Source organism: Halorhabdus sp. CBA1104 (assembly GCF_009690625.1).
Taxonomy (GTDB): domain Archaea; phylum Halobacteriota; class Halobacteria; order Halobacteriales; family Haloarculaceae; genus Halorhabdus.
Genome location: NZ_CP033878.1, coordinates 42,884 through 59,814 on the forward strand (window position 1 = coordinate 42,884; position 16,931 = coordinate 59,814).

Consider the following 16,931-nt stretch of genomic DNA (forward strand, 5'->3'; position numbering starts at 1 on the left):
TGCCGTTGCCACTCTGCGCACGACGGTAGTAGAAACGGCCTGTTCTGACAGCTATCGGCTGCCCACCCTCAACAATCACGAGCGATACTGGCTACCTTCACAATTGGGATCGATTCCAATTATTTTATAGGGGTGTGTGACGAAGCACGAACGGAATGAAGCGACCTGACGGACGGCGACCGGCGACGGTCGGTCGGAGGGACCGTCCGCAGACTGACTCATCCAGTCATGGGGGCAAGCGATGTTCACGGGTATAATCGAAGATGTCGGCACCGTCGAGGCGATCGATCGACGGGCAGAAGCGTTAGTGGTGACGATTCACAGCGAGGAGATCGCACCCGAACTCGGCGACAGCGTGGCCGTTAACGGTCCGTGCCTGACCGTCGTCGAGGTCGACCGGGCGGCCCAGACGTTCACCGTCGAAGTGACACCCGAGACTTACCGGCGGACGACACTGGAGGGACTCGGCCCGGATAGCCCAGTCAATCTCGAATCAGCCTTGGCGCTGTCGGACGAACTTGGCGGCCACCTCGTGACGGGCCACGTCGACGGCACTGGCGTCGTAACGGATCTCCGCCGCGAAGAGAAAGCCCGGATCTATTCGATCCGGCCCCCAGCAGACGTACTGCCGTACCTGGCCCCGAAAGGGTCGGTCGCTATCGACGGCGTCAGTTTGACCGTCGTCGACGTCGATCGAACCTTTCGGGTCTCGATCACGGACTTCACCGAAGAAGAGACGCTCCTCCGGGAGACCAGCGTCGGCGATGCGGTCAACATCGAAGTCGACGTCATCGCCCGGTATCTCGAACGACTGGCCGGCAGCGGCGAGACCGGCTCTGGTGATCTCATGGAGAAATTAGCATCAATGGAGGGCAGACAGTGAGTATCGTCGATTCCGACCGCGATCGATCCCGCTACGACGACATCGATGACGTGATCGCCGCACTCGAAGCCGGCGAGATGGTCTTGATCGTCGACGAGGCGGGCCGGGAAAACGAGGGTGACCTCTATGTCCCGGCCGAGGCGGCCACCGCCGAACAGCTCAACTTCATGCTCACGGACGGACGCGGGCTGGTCTGTGCGCCGATGGCCCCGGAGCTGACTGCCGACCTCGGGCTCGAACAGATGGTGCCCCGCTCGCAGAACACCGAGGAGATGGGTACCGCCTTCACCGTCTCGGTCGATGCCGGCTCGACGGGCACTGGCATCTCGGCGTACGACCGCGCAGAGACGGTCCAGGCGCTGGCCGATCCCGAGAGCGACCCGTCCGACTTCGAGAAGCCGGGCCACGTGTTCCCCCTGGAAGCCCGAGCCGACGGCGTTCTCGACCGGGCCGGCCACACCGAAGCGGCGGTCGATTTAGCCCGGATCGCCGGCTATCGGCCTGCGGGCGTGATCTGTGAGGTCGTCGACGACGATGGCACGATGGCCCGCGAGGACCGTCTCCTCGCATTCGCCGAGGAACACGATCTGCCGATCGTGACTGTCGCGGACGTCGTCGAGTACCGCTACTTGAACGAGACGTTGGTTTCCCGCGAGGTCGAGACCCGACTCCCCACGGAGTTTGGCGAGTTCGATCTCTACGGCTACGAGTATCGTGGTGAAACCCACGTCGCCTTAGCCAACCTCGCGGATATCGATCCGGCGACTGACCGCCCACTCGTTCGCATCCACTCGAAGTGCCTGACGGGTGATGCGTTGCACTCGCTGAAGTGTGACTGTGGCTTCCAACTCGAGGAGACGATGGCCCGCATCAGCGAGGAGGGTGGCGTCTTGCTGTATCTCGACCAGGAGGGCCGGGGTATCGGCTTGCTGAACAAGCTCAAAGCCTACCAACTCCAGGAAGAGGGCTACGATACTGTCGAGGCCAACCGTGAACTCGGGTTCGAACCCGACGAACGGCGTTTCGATGCCGCTGCTCAGATGCTCCACGATATCGGCCTCGACCGGGTGCGTCTGTTGACGAACAACCCCCGAAAAATCACGGCCTTACAGCGGTTTGGCTTCGACGTCGAGACCGACTCGCTGGAGATCGAGCCCAATCCGGAAAACGAATCGTATCTCGCAACCAAGGCCGAAAAGCTCGGCCATCAACTCGACGTCTTCAACACCGACTAACCATGACAGACTACGACGTGACGGAACTGGAAGGCGAACTGGACGCGAGCGGCCGCGAATTCGGTATCGTGGTCAGCCGCTTCAACGACCTCATTACGGGCAAGCTGCTCGATGGCGCCCTGGATACGCTGACGCGTCACGGGGCCGACGAGGCCGCCATCGACGTGGCCCGTGTCCCGGGCTCGTGGGAAATCCCGTTGATGGCCAAGCAGATGGCCGAAAGCGGCGAGTACGACGCCGTGATAGCCCTGGGCGCGGTCATCCGCGGGGAGACGCCACACTTCGAATACGTCTCTAACGAAGCTACCAAGGGCGTCGCCAAGGCGACCCTGGACACAGACGTCCCGATCACGTTCGGCGTGCTCACGACGGACACGACCGAGCAGGCGATCGATCGGGCGGGCGTCAAGCAGGGCAACAAGGGCAGCGAGGCCGCCGAGAGTGCCATCGAGATGGCCGACTTGCTCGGCGAGTTCTGAGGCCGCGGGAACTTTGCGCGTGGCCGTCGTCCTCCCCCCATGACAGTCGTTCTCGCCGGCGTCGGGGCCGATCAGTCCAACGTCGGCCGTAATCTCCCGCTGTACGACGACGGCACGTTCGAGTACATTCCCATCCCCGAGAAGACGGACGCGACCGACGAGCGCGACACGGTCGGGGCCTGGGAACTGCGCGAGGGCGGTGTCGCCGCCGATCTCTTTTCGAAGATCAGACCTGCGCCCGGCCGCGACGAGTCCTGGATCACTGACCGCGACCGGATCGCCGACTGGCCGCTCCACCGGGACCCGAACTTCGAGGCGATGACCTACGGCGAGCACCGCGGTAGTGTCGACCGCAGACAGCGCTACGTCCCGCTACTGGAGGCCCTGGATCCGGGCGATATCGTCGGGTTCTACGCCGGGCTGGCACCTGCCGATGGTGGTGATCCACACCGCTACCTGATCGGCTATTTCACCGTCGAGTCGGTCGTCAGTACCGAGGGTCTCGACCGCGACGAACAGCGACGACTGCTCGCCGAACACGCCGAGAACGCTCACGCGAAACGGGCTGTGGACGGCGTTCTCTATCATGACCGACACGGTGCCGAGGGCAAATACGTCGTCATCGTCGCGGGTCGGGAACCCGGCGGACTGTTCGAACGCGATCCCATTCGTCTGAGCGAGAAGTACGTCAAACCGGGCAACGAACGGGCGGGCTACTATCTCATCGATCGGATCGCCGAGGAGTGGAATCTGGTCGATCCCGACGCCGATCCGGTGGCGCTGACACGAAAGCCGGCGTTGCGGTTCGATCTCGACGCCCAGCCGTTCCTCGACCGCGCCGGTATTCCCGGCCGGCGCTGAGTTCTTCGGTCTGTAACTCTATCTTTGCATCCGGCAGGCTTAAGAGTTAGACGTATCTAACTTCGGCCAACATGGATACGGCTGTCATGGAAGACTATCTCAAGACGATCTACGAGTGCGAACGCGAGGACGGGCCGCCGGTGGGAACCTCGGCAATCGCGGATGTACTCTCCGTGACGGCGCCGACGGCGACGCGAATGTTGGAGAAATTGGCCGAGGAGGACCTGATCGAGCGGGAGAAATACAGCGGCGTCGAGTTGACTGACCACGGGCGGGCGATCGCCATCGAGACGATCCGCCATCACCGGTTGCTGGAGGCCTATCTCGTCGAGCACCTCGATTACGAGTGGGAGGAAGTCCACGACGAGGCCGAGCGGCTCGAACACCACATCAGCGAGGATTTCGAGGAACGCATCGCCCAGGAACTCGACCACCCGCCGGTCGACCCACACGGCGAGCCGATCCCGAACGCGGATCTGGAGGCACCCGCCGAGACCGATGTCGACCCCCTTTCGGCCTGTCGGGAAGGCGACACTGTCGTCGTCGCGAGTGTCCGGGAACGCGACGCCGAGACTCTTCGCTATCTCGAAGCGGAGGGGATCGTGCCCGGCCGAGAATTGACGATCGCCGATATCACGCCCGTCGGGACCTATATCCTCGAATGTGCGTGTGACAGCCGCCAGCTTCCGGAATCGACGGCCGAGCGGATCTACGTGCGTTCGGCTGGCGCCGGCGAGGACGCTCTCGGCGAGGAGGTGCCGAGGCTGTGAGCGAGTACCTCGAAATTCTCGTCGTCGCCTTTGCCTTCCAGCTGTCGGTGCTGCCCGGCGAGAAGGTACAGCTCATCATCGCCGGATTGTCGACGCGGTATCACCCGCTCGTCGTCGTCTCGGCGGCCGGCAGTGCCTTTGCCGGCTGGACGGCATTAGAGATCCTCTTCGGGAACGCGATCAAGACTGCCCTCCCGGAACTGTACCTCGACGCGTTCACCGTTGGCCTGTTCCTGTTGTTTGCCGTCCTGTTGATCCGCTCGATGCCGGCACCGGACGCCGAGTCAGTCACGACCGATGGCGGGGTCACTGCGATGGGTGATCTCGACGTGTCGATCCTCGGCGTCAGCGTCCCGCCCCTCCTGGGCGGCTGGGTGCCGATCTTCGTCATGATGGCCGCCGGCGAGTTCGGCGATAAGACCCAGCTTATCACGATCGATCTGGCAGCCCAGTACGGTGCGACCTCGGCCATCTGGGTTGGCGAGATGCTGGCGATCATCCCCATCAGCCTGCTCAACGCCTACGTCTTCCATCGCTTTGCCCACTTGGTAAACCTCAGGAAAGCCCACCTCGCCGGCGCGGCGATTTTCGTGTTCTTCGCCGCCGATACCGTTCTCGCCGTCACGGTCGATGTCTCCGTTTGGGAGACGATCGTCGAGGGGGCCTCCAGTCTCGTCCTCGCGCTCGGCTGACTCCCCGAGTGCATTCTACGCGCGTGAGGATCGTCCGAAAGATTATCGGTCCGTTCGTGGTAGTTCGACGTGGCTCGCTGTGACAGCCGACTGGGGGGCTCATCATGACCAGCACTCGACAGACCAACGACGGCGTAACGCTTTCGGACCACTCGATCACGCGGACCGGCGGCAAGTACCTCTGTGGACTGTTTCGGTGTGCGCTGGCCGGTCGCGATCGCGTCGCTACTGGCACGCTCGCGACACGTCTCGACGTCAGTCGCGCAAGCGTTACCGAGATGATCGAGAAATTCGGTGCCGGCACGCTCGTCGATCACGAACACTACCGGGGCGCGACGCTGACGGCGGACGGTGAGGCTTTGGCACGCCATCTCCAGTGGCGTCGTTGCGTCACGCAACGCTTCTTCGAGGGCGAACTCGGCCTCGATATCGACGTCGACCGTGCCTATCACATCGGCTTCGAACTCCCTGTGGAAGGCCTCGACCGCCTGGCGTCGCTGGTCGACCACGGCTGTGACCGGCACTGCCAAGCGAGCGCGGCTTCCGAGTGCCCACAACTGACCATCTCTACTCAGTGAGCGATTCGCTGTCGCGTTCTGACTGGCGATCGAGCGGTCCCGTCAGTATCCACGTTGCCTGCTACTGCCCCTCTCACTGAAACCGCGTGAAAACACTCGATAAAATGTCTTCGAGCCTCAGAAGCAGTTATAAAATGACTGCCTCCGTGCCCTCGTGAGGATAAAACGGCCCGAAAGTACCCGAAGGCTCTGGCATCTATAAGGATATGCCGGTCGATGGGTTGGATAGACGGTGTCCCCAATGTCCGGTTCAACACCTCCACTCTCTGACCGCGGACCGCCTGCCGAGAGACAATCCGCCCGCTCGCGACGCTGGTTGCTCGAACCAGTCCGTGGCGTGGCGTTCTGGGCTGCGATTGCTCTCCCGTTCGTCCAGTTGCCCCTGCTTGTCTCCGGACTGCAACAGCCCTCGACCGCCGCGGCGTTTCTCGCCTTACTGGCCCTGAACGTGTTCACGCTGTACGTCGGCCACGCCTACCAGCGCGAGTAACTCCTGTTTTCGGTCGCCGCTATCGAGACCACTCGTCCGTGCCCGTCACGAGCCCAACAGGAAGGCTGATTACGATGCCCCTATAGACATGAGTCGATGGCTTCGACGTGGAAGCGTGATTTCGCCAGCGGCTTGATCGTCTTGGCTCCCTTGCTCGTGACGGTCGTCGTCCTGGTGTGGCTGTACAACCGCTTGAAGGCCGTCCCAATCCGGATCGATCCTGACCCGTTTTTCATCTTCGGTGCCGAGATCGATCTGAGTCCGGAGCCCCTGGGCGTGCTTTTGACGATCGTCGTGTTCGTTTTGCTGGTGTTTGCCGTTGGCTATCTGATGCGAACGGCCTTCGGCGCGATCGTCGAATCGGCGATCGACGATCTGATGAACCGACTGCCGGGGCTTCGCGTCGTCTACAACGCCTCGAAGATGGCAGCCGAGACTGCCTTGACTGGGACTGACGAGTTGCAGGCACCGGTGAAGCTCGAACCGTGGAACGGGATGCGAATGACCGCGTTTTTGACGGGGAAAACGACCGAAGACGGGCGTGAGGTACTGTTCTTACCGACGGCCCCGAACATCACGACTGGCTTCGTCATCGAGGTTGAACCCGAGCAGTATACGAAGACCGACGAGCGCGTCGAGGAAGCACTCACACGGATCCTCTCGGCTGGATTCGGCGAGAGTGACGAACAGGCGGCCCAGATCGACGTCGAAGAACTAGCCGAAAGCGACTCGTCTTGATCGGTGTTTTCGAGGCAGCGAGACCGCTTTAGACGTACGTGAACCACTCCTCGCGGTCGCCCGACTCGACCACATCGAAGAACGTCTGCTGGATATCGTCGGTGACTGGACCTTTGGTCCCGATTTCGACGTCGTCGACGCTCCGGATCGGCGTCACTTCTGCTGCGGTGCCAGAGAAGAACAGCTCGTCGGCTGTGTACAGCTCACCTCGCGAGATCGTCGCGTCGTCGTGGACTGTATAACCCTGCTCTTTGGCCAACTCGATCACCGTCCGGCGTGTAATGCCGTCGAGGTTCGATTCGGCGAGGCCGGGCGTGTAGATCTCGCCGTCCCGGACCAGAAACAGGTTCTCGCCCGGTCCTTCGGCGACCTGGCCGTCCTTGTTGAGCAGAATGGCCTCGGTGTAGTCGTTGCTGTCGGCTTCCAGACTCGCCAGCACGCTGTTGACGTACGTCCCCGTGGTCTTGGCGTTGGTCGGCATCTGGCTGGAGGCGTACTTTCGCCAGGACGAGACTGCCACGTCGACGCCTTCTTCGAGGGCGTCTTCACCCAGATACGTCCCCCACGGCCAGGCGGCGATCGACACCTTGACCGGCGCGTCGCCGGGATCCAGCCCGAGCATGTCGTAGCCGTAGAAAGCGATCGGGCGAATGTAACACGACGGGAGATCCTCGCGGTCGATCAACTCGATCGTGGCCTCGGTGAGTTCGTCCTTTTCGAACGGGATCTCCATGTCGTAGGGCTTTGCCGACTGATAGAGCCGATCGAGGTGCTCGTCCCACCGGAAGATTGCCGGCCCGTTCTCGGTGTCGTAACACCGGACCCCTTCGAAGACGCCGGTTCCGTAGTGCAGACCGTGCGTGAGGACGTGCACCTGGGCGTCTTCCCAGTCGACGAATTCCCCGTCCATCCAGATCGTCCCGACGTCCATGTCGTCGAAACTCATACGCCCCTCCTAGGACCCCTCCGTTAAGAGTCTTCACGCTTCGCTGGCGGCGGAACTACCTACTGCAATCTCTCGTTACCGCTCGTGGACGTGGACTGTCACCACGTCGTCGTCTTCGACGTCGAGAACGGTCCGGAGTTGGCCCGGGGCGATGATTTCCAGTTCGGCGTCGTCGTAGTGGGTGCGTTCGGGCGTGATGACGTGGGCGTTCTCGTAGGTTGCACTTTCGCTCTCTAGGGTGATCGGGTAACAGTACGCCGGCCCGTACGTCCGGTCCCCGTCTTCCCAGCCCTCGATCTCGACCGGATCCAGCGCGTTCATCCGCGCTCGGGCGCGCGCACTGCGGTCGTCGAGATCCAGATTGAACGTCCCTGGATAGGGTTCGTAGCCCAGTTTTTCGACGAACTGGTCGTGATAGCCCGATAGCGAGACGTAATGTCGACCCTCACCCATGCCACTGGAGACGCTACCCGACAGCGTTACGCCGATGCCGTGCTCGAAGATGCGTTGATACTCGGCGTACTCCTCTTGAAGGAGCCGTTCGCCGTCGTCGGTCACCCGGACCCACTGGCCGTCGCTGACGATCTCCCGGGCCAGCAGGCCCCCATCTTCGAGCCGCTGCAACCGGCGGGATGCAGTCTGGTTCGAGGCGTCGAGTTTCGACGCCAGCCCGGCACAGGAGATCTTGGCGTCGCCGTCGACGGCCCCGGCCAGCGCCAACAGCTTCAGCGTCGCCAGTTCGGCGTACCCGATGTCCTCGTCCGGGAGTTCGACCATCGCCAGACGGTTGGCCGGGGCGACGGATAAGCACACCGGGATCGGGCGGCGGGCGTTCTCACGGACGGTTTTCTCGGGAGTTCCGTCGCATTCGTCTACTCGCTCACTCATTTTCCGAGTTCAGTCAACTAGCAGCAAGGTATCGGGCGCGTATCGGTCACGGCCACCGACGAGCCACCTCGTAAGCGATGGTCATGGGAACGGTGATACCTAATACAACAAACAGAATCTCATCAACGGTCGGGCCAGTTTGCGCGAGCGAACTGTAGAACACGAGAGCGCCCGTAGCGAGGACACCGACGACAGTTGCGACGTATTCCGGACGCGTCCAGTTGGGCTGCGAATCGGGGGAGGGCATGCGCCATAGTGCCGACGTTGTGATAGTATAGTTTGGGATTTTCGCGTGAATCAGTGGTATGCCGATGCAGTTTCTCTATGCAGTAGCCGATTTTCGTCGTTCAGGGCTCCGTGATCTGCTTGGTCGATACTTCCGCTATATTGATCTCAGGGCCGCCCGCCTTTCGGCGTCCAGTCGGCCGCTTCCTGCTCCCAGAAGTCACTCTCGGGTGCGAGTTTCTCCACCCAGGTGTCCTCTTTGCGGGCCAGCATCGCGACCCGAGAATCGGCCGACTCTTTGATGACGTCGTGCTCGGGCAGATGCTCGCCCACGGCCTCGGTGAAATCGATCACGTCGGCGTGGTCGGGCATCGCCGATCGGTCGAGTCGGCCCCGGGAGTGGCCGACGTGCATGTAGGCCTTTAGCTCGTAGAAGTCGACATCCGCGCGTGCGGCCATGCCGGCGTACCACGCCGGTCGATGCATGTTGTAGCCGTCGATCAGCGTCGTCCGGAGGACCGTCCGGGTGTCGTCCTTCGCGGCGAGGACGTCCAGCGTCTCGATCAACCGCCCCCAGGCCTCGTCCTCGACGGGCTTGACCACATCGTCGAAGGTCCGCCGATCGGCCCCGTCGACGGAGACGTACAGTTGGGTGGGCTCACACTTCGCCAGCATCTCGGGATCGGTGCCGTTCGAGACGAGAAACGTCGTAATGCCCCGGTCGTGAAAGGCCTCGATCAGTTCCGGCAGGTGGGGGTACAGTGTTGGCTCGCCGTCCAGGGAAATCGCAACGTGGCGTGGCTCCATCGCCTCCTCGAAGCGCTCTCTGGGAACCTCGCTGTTGCCGCCATAGCCCGAGAGGAGTTTCCGCTGGAGGGCGATCGAGGCGTCGACGACCGCTTCGGGGTCGTCCCACTGTACGTCGTCGAGTTCGTAGGTGTGACCGGCGTGATCGCGCCAGCAAAAGACACAGCGCTCGTTACACCGGACGACGGGTGTCATCTGGATACACCGGTGGGACCGAATGCCATAGAAGGCGTACTTATAGCACTGGCCCTCACCTTGGAGGGCGTTGTCGGTCCACCCGCAGGTCTGGGCAGCAGTGTGGCCCTCGCTGTGGTAGTCGGGATCGGAGACTTGGCGGGCCTGATCGCTCATCGACGCCCGATAGCCTGCCGATCCGGATAAGGATACGGATACCCACAACGGCGTGGCACCTGTCTGGGACCCGTCGGCGTGAGCGTTTGGGACATCCGGGACTCTTTCACCCATCTCGTAATCCCTATAGTCGCCGATGGGGAAACAGAGGTATGTTCCGCGAGTTCCGCGCGTCGGCGGCCGACGCGCTCGAAGACGCGCTCGCGACGCTGGATCTCCCCGTTGACGATCTCGGGATCGAACGCCCGCCCGAGGATGTCCCCGCGGTGATCGCATCTAGCGTCGCCTACCGGCTGGCCGAGGCGGCCGGTTCGCCCCCGCCAAAGATCGCTGCCGACATCGCCCAAACGATCGACCCGACGGAGTACGCCTACCTGGGTAGCATCGAGACCCAAGGCCCGTACGTCAACTTCCTGCCCGCAGAGACGTACTTCGAGGAAACCCTCGAAGCCGCCCAGGACGACGAATACGGGCGCTTGCCCGCGACCGGTGACTCGCTCGTCGTCGAGCACACCAGTGCTAATCCGACTGGCCCGGTCCACGTCGGGCGCGCGCGCAACCCGATCGTCGGCGACGCACTGGCCCGCGTCCTTGAGTACGCCGGCAACGATGTCGAGACCCACTACTACGTCAACGACGCTGGCCGTCAGCTCGCGTTGTTCACCTGGGCCTACGAGACGTTCGACGAAGCAGAGTTGCCCGAACCCGAACGGAACTCGCCCGAATACGAGATGGTCCGGTACTACCGGAAAGGCAACACCTACCTCGAAGACGCCGACGAGGCCGACCGTGAGGCCGCCGAGGAGGCGATCCAGGCGATCCTCCAGGGCTTGGAGGATGGCGACGAGGAAACCTACGAACGGGTCAGCGAGGTCGTCGATACGGTCTTGAGCGGCATGCGCGACACGCTCCAGCGGTTGCCAGCCGCCTTCGACCGATTCGTCAAGGAAACTCGGTTCATGCGTGACGACTCGACCGACGACGTCGTCGAGCGTCTCCGGGACCTGGAGTGTGCCGTCTACGAGGACGATGCCTGGCAACTCGACCTTCCGGACTTCGAGAAGAACCTCGTGTTCCTGCGGTCGGACGGTACCTCGTTGTACACGACCCGCGATCTGGCCCACCACGAGTGGAAGTTCGACAACTACGATCGGGCCGTGACGGTACTCGGGGAAGATCACAAGCTCCAGGCCGACCAGCTCTCGGCGACGCTCGATCTGCTCGATCACGATACTGACTGTCTCGATCAGGTGTTCTACTCGTGGGTCAACCTCCCTGAAGGTGGGATGAGCACCCGTGAAGGGACCGGGATCGACCTCGACGACCTGCTCGACGAGGCGATCGACCGCGCTCGCGAGGAGGTCGAATCCCGACTCGACGACCGTCTCCGGAACGACGACCTCACCGAGGAAGACCTCGATCGGATCGCCCACCAGGTCGGCATCGGGGCCGTTCGCTTCGATATCGTCGCCAAACAACCGACCAAGGGAATCACCTTCGAGTGGGATCGCGCGCTGGATTTCGAGGCCCAGTCGGCCCCGTACGTCCAGTACGTCCACGCTCGCTGCTGTGGTATCCTCGAGGAAGCGAGTGGGGCCGGACACGCGGTTCCTGCGTCGGTCGACGCTGGCCTGTTATCGGCCCCCGAGGAACGTGATCTCCTGCGTGAGATCGCTCGCTTCCCAGCCGTGATCGAACAGGCGGCAGAGGACCTGCGCCCACACGTCGTCGCGACGTACACGCGGGACTTCGCGGAAGCGTTCAACGCCTTCTACCGGGAGTGTCCGGTGCTCGAGGCCGAGGAAGATCGCCGGGAGGCGCGACTGGCGTTAGTTGCCGCTTCCCAGACGACGATCGCGAACGCACTCGACGTCCTCGGCGTCGCCGCGCCGGACTCGATGTAAGCATTGTGGCGACGCTGCTACGGCAAGTGGGCTGAGAACGGGTGACACGAAAATTGCGTGCTTAGCGGTTGAAAATCCCGAAAACGCCACCTGATTCGTCCTCTTCGTCTGTGTCCTCGTCTCCGTCGTCTTCTGTGGGGAACCAGTCCGTCTCTTCGGCTACGACTGCTTTGGCCGCTTCGCCTCTCAGGACACCTTCGAGTGAGGCTGCCAGTCGCCGGTAGGCCGTGGCGGCGGGACTGTCCGGCGCGTTGAGCACGTGCGGTTCCCGTCTCGTCGCTTCCGGATCGTCCGGGATGACCGCAAGCAGGTCGTGCTGGATCTCGGCGGCGACAGCGTCGATGTCTTTTGGATCGGTCGCCCGCGTCAGGATCGAGCCGATCACCTCACCGTCGACCCGAGCTGCGAGGTCGCCTGTCTTGTTTGCGTCCCCGATCGCGACGCTGTCCGGGGTCGTCACTAACACGACACTGTCTGCCAGGCCGAGTGGCACCGTCGCCTCGTGGCTCAGGCCCGCCCCGGTGTCGATCAACACCGCGTCGTAGGCGTTGATCAACGTCCGTATCACCTTGTTGAGCTTTGCGGGGTCGGCGTCGGCGAACGCCTCCAGACTCTGTTCGCCCGGTACGACCGTGATATCGCCCGGTGCTTCCGTCAGGGTATCGCTGACTGTCGCGTCCTCGGCGAGGACTTCGTGGAGACTATGGTCGTACTCCACGTCGAGCATGGCTGCCAGGTTCGCCATCCCCAGGTCCGCGTCGACGACCGCGACGTCGTGGCCTGCCTCTTGGAGTGCGACCCCGACGTTGACGGCTGTCGTGGTCTTCCCCACCCCGCCCTTGCCGCCAGCGATCGTAAAGACGTGTCCCGTCATCGCTACTGTCAGAACACTCACGTGGCATGCATATAAAGCCGTTTGTCCGTCAGACTTCTGCGTGAGGGCGTTTGCACTGTCGTCTCCGGGAACCCCTTCGGTGTTTGACCTGGCCACCCTCGGTCGTGACCGCATCGATCGGCCCCGGCCTGGGCGAAACCTGGAGGGCAAAGGATACTTACCCCGCATCCGGCTAGAACGGGTAATGAGTAGCCAGGAACAGGAAGGCGACCAGACCGACCGGCAGAAATACGAGTTCCGGAAGGTCATCGAGGAACTGGAAGACTACCGGGGATCCGGTACCCAGCTCGTGACGATCTACGTCCCGGACGATACGCAGGTGAGCGAAGTAGTGGCCCACGTTACCCAGGAACACAGTGAGGCCAGCAATATCAAGTCCAAAGACACCCGAACGAACGTCCAAGACGCCCTCAAGAGCATCAAGGACCGACTGCGATACTACGAGACGTATCCACCCGAAAACGGAATGGTGCTGTTTTCGGGTGCTGTCGACACCGGTGGCGGCCGGACGGACATGATCACCCGCGTTCTCGAAAATCCGCCCCAGCCGATCCAGTCGTTTCGGTATCATTGCGACTCGGAGTTTCTGACCGAACCCCTCGCGGAGATGCTGACCGACAAAGGCCTGTTCGGGTTGGTCGTTCTCGACCGCCGCGAAGCCAACGTCGGCTGGCTGCGGGGCAAACGTGTCGACCCAGTCAAGTCGGCCTCCTCGCTGGTCCCGGGCAAACAGCGCAAAGGGGGCCAGTCCGCCCAGCGGTTCGCCCGCCTGCGTTTGGAGGCTATCGACAACTTCTATCAGGAGGTCGCCGAGATGGCAAACGAGCTGTTCGTCCCCGAGCGCCACGATCTGGACGGCATTCTCGTCGGCGGTCCCTCACCGACCAAAGACGAGTTCCTCGATGGCGATTATCTCCATCACGAACTCCAGGATATGGTTCTGGGGAAATTCGACGTCTCCTACACTGACGAGTCTGGCCTCTATGACCTGGTAGATGCTGCCGAGGACGTGCTCGCCGAACACGAGATCCTCCAGGACAAGCAGGTCATGGAGCAGTTCTTCAAGGAACTGCACGACGGTGACTTAGCGACCTACGGCTTCGAGCAAACCAGACAGAACCTCAACATGGGCTCGGTCGAGCAACTCCTCATCAGCGAAGACCTCCGGAAGGAAGCTCTCTCGTATGCCTGTCCGAACGACCACGACGAGTACGAACTCGTCGACCCGGACGAACAACCGCCAGAACGGACGTGTTCGACCTGCGGTGAGTCGATGGATGTCGAAGCACGCCAAGACGCCATCGAACACCTCATCGAACTGGCTGAACAGCGCGGCACCGAGACGGTCTTTGTCTCGACTGACTTCGAGAAGGGCGAACAGCTATTGACGGCCTTTGGCGGCATCGCGGGCATTCTCCGTTACTCGACCGGCATCTAACCGCCAGCGGCCCCTATCGGAGCGTGAACGTAGCGATCGTCGCCGGGACACCCCGGCGACGCGCCATCGAAGCGCCAGTGGGAATGGGGGGTCGACACCGGATTTCGTCCGGGCGCTCGGTGTAGTTACAGTGGCTGGGCCACTGCACGCCATCTGTTCTCATCCCTCCTGAAAAGCTACGGTGCCCAATCAGTTGGGTGCCCCTCAGAGCAACTGCTCGAGTTGACGGCGTCGTCCTTCGAGATCGATCGATGTCTCGATGCCCTCTGCGATAGCGAGGCGGTCGACGACGAGTAGCGGATCGACGCCGGCGCGTTCGACGACCTCGAGTAGTGCCGAGATCTCCTGACGATAGACGGCCAGCGAGGACAACAGGCCGACCACCAGTGCCATCGGAATCGCCGCTTCGGTTTCCCCGGGGAAGGAATCGTCGATCGCCCGGAAATCGGGCGGCTCGGCTGGCGGGTCCTCGACAGGGCGGAGTCGGAGACACTGCGAGCAGATCGCCGCACCCGGTTGTTCGCCCGGTACGTACTCCCGTTGCTCCGGCGGGACTCGAAAGGCAAGTAACGCGGCATCACAGTCCGGACAGTCCATACCAGTCCTGGGTGCCTGAACGACAAAAAACTACGTCGCAATTGACGTGTCGCCGGCTCACTGGGTCGCCGCTTGCTCGGCTTCGCGGGCTGCTTCTCGCTCTTCTTTCTCGGCGGCTTCCTTGTTGGCCTTGATCTTTTTCATCCGGAAGATCTCCTCGCGCTCTTGTTCTTCGAGTTTCTGCTCGATGTACTCTTTGTTCTCGTTGAGCTGGGGCAAGAGCGTAAACTCCAGGGCGTTGACCCGACGCTTGGTCGTCTCGATCTCTTCGAGCAGCTCTTTCATCGCGGTCTCGACTTCCGCGGCTAGGATGATCTGTTCGAGGAGTTTCTCGTAGGATTCGGCGACTTCGTCGATCCGGGCGCTCGTTCCGAGGACGCCGTAGCCCCGCTCGTCTAGGCTCTTGCGTACTTTCGTCGACTCGATCTGCGGGACGACCACGCCCATGATGTTTTTCGACTGGGTGGAGATTTCGGGATGCTCCTTGAGCGCGGCAGCGGCCCCGCGGACGGCGACGTCGCCGTCCATCGCCCGTGCCATGTCGATGCGCTCTTGAGCGTCTTCGTAGGTGTCCTCTAGATCCGCCCGGACGTCCTGGGCCTGATCGAGGATATCCATAAACTCCATGATGAGGCCATCTCGCTTCTTCTCTAGGGTATCGTGGCCCCGTTCTGAGAGTTCGATCCGGTCCTCGATCTGCATGAGGTTTTTCCGGGTCGGTTTGACGTCCTGTGCCATTACTCGGGCTTACCCAACCCATCCAGTTAATCCTTTTCAGTCCGCGCGCGAACGGCCAAGCCCCCTGTTTCTGACAGTGGGAACGCTTCAGAGCCAGAAGCCTTGCTTACGGTCGATCCACGTGACGACGACCGTGTGTGGGAGTGTCAAGACGGCAATCCCGACGAGATACAGCCCCACAGCTCCGCCGATCGAGCTACCGGTCGGGACCAGAGTAAAGAGCCCACCGATGAGTGCGAGCGCGGCGATCGAAAGCGGTGCGGCTTCTAGCCCGACCCGGCCGATCGCCCGCCACCACTGGCCATCCTCGACGGCCGTTCGGACGCGCCCATCGAGCCACCCGACCCGAGCGAGATGTCGAACCGAATGCCACAGACAGAAGTACACCCCGATCGCCAGGATCGGCTCGACAAGCAAGAACACGACCCACAGCACCACCACCTCGGTGGCATCGAGCCGCCAGGCCCGAGAGCTACCCGAACGACGACGACCGCGCACTAGCGTGGCGATAGTTAGCATGCCAAAAGCCGCTGCCAGCGCGACCCTGGCGTTCGGCTCGAACAGCGGCCACGTCCCGACTGCCCCACCAAACGGCGCGACGAACGTCTCTAGGACGGCGCTATACCGGTCCGGGAAGGCTATCAGCGGCACTAACATGGGCAGGCCGCCCCGGACACCCGTCGTCAGCACTTGCTGGGTTCGATCGACGTAGGACGCTCCGAAGACGTCTCGGAGGACGTACAGCTCGCCTTGCCCCCAGTGAAACCATGTCAATAGTATAAACACGGTCGCAGCCACGATCGGAACCAGCCACCACAGCGCTAGATAGCCCACCCCCAGAACGGCATAGAGGACACCAACGATTCCGAGTCCTCGCCGGGTGACCCCCCCATCGAGCGCCCGGGGTAGCGCTACGTAATCCAGTGCGCCGTGTGGCATCCCGAACACCACGGCGCTGGCCAGCAATGGCAGATATCGAACCGGGTCAGACACGGGCGCTGCCAGCGGATAGGCGACTGCGAGTCCGGCAAGCGGGAGCCACCCGGTCCACTGGAGCAGGCTGGCCAGCCGACGTGGATCGTCGGTTCGAGTCGCGGCCGAAATCCGGGTAACGGAAGACACAGCCCACGATTGGTGGTCGTCTGGCAGGAAGGTTTCGGCGGTGGGGGAGCGACTGGCAGGTCAGCGCTCGGTGGCTCTCGAGTCCTCGCTGTAGCGATAGTAATACTGTGAGCTGTAATAGGTGAGCACGGCAACGATCCAGGTCACGACGATCGGCACTGTCACGGTCCCTTCCGTGGCGAACTGATAGCCACCGATCGCGACCAAAACCACGACCGTAACGAGAAATCCGTTTCGCGCCCCGCGCATAACTGGGTCGGCTTCGACCATGACCGAAACGTTCACACAGCGGGT

19 protein-coding genes are annotated in these 16,931 nt (G+C 62.4%); 11 read left to right on the forward strand and 8 right to left on the reverse strand.

From position 1 onward, the window contains the following. Window positions 1-241: 241 nt before the first annotated feature. The 9 genes from Hrd1104_RS00245 (at window position 242) to Hrd1104_RS00285 (ending at window position 6,726) form a co-directional block, all read left to right on the forward strand. Window positions 242-883 (forward strand): riboflavin synthase, encoded by a 642-nt coding sequence (locus Hrd1104_RS00245; protein WP_154550860.1) that lies wholly within the window; start codon window positions 242-244, stop codon window positions 881-883. Next, a complete protein-coding gene (ribB, locus tag Hrd1104_RS00250; protein WP_154550861.1) occupies window positions 880-2,118 on the forward strand; it encodes a 3,4-dihydroxy-2-butanone-4-phosphate synthase in 1,239 nt (412 codons plus the stop codon). The genes Hrd1104_RS00245 and ribB overlap by 4 nt, the downstream gene beginning before the upstream one ends. A 2-nt stretch (window positions 2,119-2,120) precedes the next feature. Beyond that, entirely contained in the window at window positions 2,121-2,597 is a 477-nt protein-coding gene (gene ribE / locus Hrd1104_RS00255; protein WP_195837598.1) for a 6,7-dimethyl-8-ribityllumazine synthase, read from the forward strand. Window positions 2,598-2,636: 39 nt separating this feature from the next. Then, window positions 2,637-3,458 (forward strand): hypothetical protein, encoded by an 822-nt coding sequence (locus Hrd1104_RS00260; protein WP_154550862.1) that lies wholly within the window; start codon window positions 2,637-2,639, stop codon window positions 3,456-3,458. A 71-nt stretch (window positions 3,459-3,529) separates the two neighbouring features. Further along, the gene (locus Hrd1104_RS00265) at window positions 3,530-4,228 is read left to right on the forward strand and encodes a metal-dependent transcriptional regulator (protein WP_154550863.1); all 699 of its coding nucleotides are present in this window, start codon (window positions 3,530-3,532) and stop codon (window positions 4,226-4,228) included. Further along, window positions 4,225-4,920 carry a TMEM165/GDT1 family protein gene (locus Hrd1104_RS00270; RefSeq protein WP_154550864.1) on the forward strand — a complete coding sequence of 232 codons (696 nt, stop codon included), beginning with the start codon at window positions 4,225-4,227 and terminating at the stop codon, window positions 4,918-4,920. The genes Hrd1104_RS00265 and Hrd1104_RS00270 overlap by 4 nt, the downstream gene beginning before the upstream one ends. A 104-nt stretch (window positions 4,921-5,024) precedes the next feature. Beyond that, window positions 5,025-5,498, forward strand: coding sequence for a metal-dependent transcriptional regulator (locus Hrd1104_RS00275; protein WP_154550865.1), 474 nt, complete (start codon window positions 5,025-5,027; stop codon window positions 5,496-5,498). A gap of 241 nt (window positions 5,499-5,739) precedes the next feature. Beyond that, window positions 5,740-5,988, forward strand: coding sequence for a hypothetical protein (locus tag Hrd1104_RS00280; protein ID WP_154550866.1), 249 nt, complete (start codon window positions 5,740-5,742; stop codon window positions 5,986-5,988). A gap of 96 nt (window positions 5,989-6,084) precedes the next feature. Next, the gene (locus Hrd1104_RS00285) at window positions 6,085-6,726 is read left to right on the forward strand and encodes a DUF502 domain-containing protein (RefSeq protein ID WP_154550867.1); all 642 of its coding nucleotides are present in this window, start codon (window positions 6,085-6,087) and stop codon (window positions 6,724-6,726) included. A gap of 28 nt (window positions 6,727-6,754) precedes the next feature. On the opposite strand, the gene Hrd1104_RS00290 is transcribed toward Hrd1104_RS00285, so the two are convergent. The 3 genes from Hrd1104_RS00290 to twy1 all read right to left on the reverse strand — a co-directional run bounded on the left by Hrd1104_RS00290 (window position 6,755) and on the right by twy1 (window position 9,943). Beyond that, complete coding sequence (locus tag Hrd1104_RS00290) at window positions 6,755-7,672, reverse strand: branched-chain amino acid transaminase (RefSeq protein WP_154550868.1); 918 nt, start codon at window positions 7,670-7,672, stop codon at window positions 6,755-6,757. A 75-nt stretch (window positions 7,673-7,747) separates the two neighbouring features. Then, entirely contained in the window at window positions 7,748-8,449 is a 702-nt protein-coding gene (locus tag Hrd1104_RS00295) for a DUF120 domain-containing protein (RefSeq protein ID WP_154550869.1), read from the reverse strand. A gap of 504 nt (window positions 8,450-8,953) precedes the next feature. Then, window positions 8,954-9,943 carry a 4-demethylwyosine synthase TYW1 gene (gene twy1 / locus Hrd1104_RS00300; protein WP_154550870.1) on the reverse strand — a complete coding sequence of 330 codons (990 nt, stop codon included), beginning with the start codon at window positions 9,941-9,943 and terminating at the stop codon, window positions 8,954-8,956. Window positions 9,944-10,095: 152 nt separating this feature from the next. On the opposite strand from twy1, the gene argS reads away from it, so the two are divergent. Beyond that, a complete protein-coding gene (argS, locus tag Hrd1104_RS00305) occupies window positions 10,096-11,847 on the forward strand; it encodes an arginine--tRNA ligase (protein WP_154550871.1) in 1,752 nt (583 codons plus the stop codon). Between the two features lie 61 nt (window positions 11,848-11,908). Here the strand turns inward: argS and Hrd1104_RS00310 are convergent, their stop codons facing one another. Next, window positions 11,909-12,721, reverse strand: a complete 813-nt coding sequence (locus Hrd1104_RS00310; protein ID WP_154550872.1) for an AAA family ATPase — start codon at window positions 12,719-12,721, stop codon at window positions 11,909-11,911. Between the two features lie 205 nt (window positions 12,722-12,926). On the opposite strand from Hrd1104_RS00310, the gene prf1 reads away from it, so the two are divergent. Beyond that, entirely contained in the window at window positions 12,927-14,180 is a 1,254-nt protein-coding gene (gene prf1 / locus Hrd1104_RS00315) for a peptide chain release factor aRF-1 (RefSeq protein WP_154550873.1), read from the forward strand. Window positions 14,181-14,384: 204 nt separating this feature from the next. On the opposite strand, the gene Hrd1104_RS00320 is transcribed toward prf1, so the two are convergent. From Hrd1104_RS00320 to Hrd1104_RS00335, 4 genes are all read right to left on the reverse strand, one after another. Continuing rightward, complete coding sequence (locus Hrd1104_RS00320) at window positions 14,385-14,777, reverse strand: DUF6276 family protein (protein ID WP_154550874.1); 393 nt, start codon at window positions 14,775-14,777, stop codon at window positions 14,385-14,387. A 57-nt stretch (window positions 14,778-14,834) separates the two neighbouring features. After that, entirely contained in the window at window positions 14,835-15,515 is a 681-nt protein-coding gene (locus Hrd1104_RS00325) for a V-type ATP synthase subunit D (protein WP_154550875.1), read from the reverse strand. A gap of 87 nt (window positions 15,516-15,602) precedes the next feature. After that, window positions 15,603-16,637: a Brp/Blh family beta-carotene 15,15'-dioxygenase gene (locus Hrd1104_RS00330; RefSeq protein WP_154550876.1), complete on the reverse strand. Its 1,035-nt coding sequence runs from the start codon at window positions 16,635-16,637 to the stop codon at window positions 15,603-15,605. 60 nt (window positions 16,638-16,697) lie between these two features. Further along, the gene (locus tag Hrd1104_RS00335) at window positions 16,698-16,907 is read right to left on the reverse strand and encodes a hypothetical protein (protein WP_154550877.1); all 210 of its coding nucleotides are present in this window, start codon (window positions 16,905-16,907) and stop codon (window positions 16,698-16,700) included. Window positions 16,908-16,931 lie beyond the last annotated feature (24 nt).

Excerpts from the sequence above, each read along its gene's own strand:
- Hrd1104_RS00245 (WP_154550860.1), top strand. The coding sequence starts at position 242 with ATGTTCACGGGTATAATCGAAGATGTCGGCACCGTCGAGGCGATCGAT.
- ribE (WP_195837598.1), top strand. The coding sequence starts at position 2,121 with ATGACAGACTACGACGTGACGGAACTGGAAGGCGAACTGGACGCGAGC.
- Hrd1104_RS00260 (WP_154550862.1), top strand. The coding sequence starts at position 2,637 with ATGACAGTCGTTCTCGCCGGCGTCGGGGCCGATCAGTCCAACGTCGGC.
- Hrd1104_RS00265 (WP_154550863.1), top strand. The coding sequence starts at position 3,530 with ATGGATACGGCTGTCATGGAAGACTATCTCAAGACGATCTACGAGTGC.
- Hrd1104_RS00275 (WP_154550865.1), top strand. The coding sequence starts at position 5,025 with ATGACCAGCACTCGACAGACCAACGACGGCGTAACGCTTTCGGACCAC.
- Hrd1104_RS00280 (WP_154550866.1), top strand. The coding sequence starts at position 5,740 with ATGTCCGGTTCAACACCTCCACTCTCTGACCGCGGACCGCCTGCCGAG.
- Hrd1104_RS00285 (WP_154550867.1), top strand. The coding sequence starts at position 6,085 with ATGGCTTCGACGTGGAAGCGTGATTTCGCCAGCGGCTTGATCGTCTTG.
- Hrd1104_RS00290 (WP_154550868.1), bottom strand. The coding sequence starts at position 7,672 with ATGAGTTTCGACGACATGGACGTCGGGACGATCTGGATGGACGGGGAA.
- Hrd1104_RS00295 (WP_154550869.1), bottom strand. The coding sequence starts at position 8,449 with ATGGTCGAACTCCCGGACGAGGACATCGGGTACGCCGAACTGGCGACG.
- twy1 (WP_154550870.1), bottom strand. The coding sequence starts at position 9,943 with ATGAGCGATCAGGCCCGCCAAGTCTCCGATCCCGACTACCACAGCGAG.
- argS (WP_154550871.1), top strand. The coding sequence starts at position 10,096 with ATGTTCCGCGAGTTCCGCGCGTCGGCGGCCGACGCGCTCGAAGACGCG.
- Hrd1104_RS00310 (WP_154550872.1), bottom strand. The coding sequence starts at position 12,721 with ATGACGGGACACGTCTTTACGATCGCTGGCGGCAAGGGCGGGGTGGGG.
- prf1 (WP_154550873.1), top strand. The coding sequence starts at position 12,927 with ATGAGTAGCCAGGAACAGGAAGGCGACCAGACCGACCGGCAGAAATAC.
- Hrd1104_RS00320 (WP_154550874.1), bottom strand. The coding sequence starts at position 14,777 with ATGGACTGTCCGGACTGTGATGCCGCGTTACTTGCCTTTCGAGTCCCG.
- Hrd1104_RS00325 (WP_154550875.1), bottom strand. The coding sequence starts at position 15,515 with ATGGCACAGGACGTCAAACCGACCCGGAAAAACCTCATGCAGATCGAG.
- Hrd1104_RS00335 (WP_154550877.1), bottom strand. The coding sequence starts at position 16,907 with ATGGTCGAAGCCGACCCAGTTATGCGCGGGGCGCGAAACGGATTTCTC.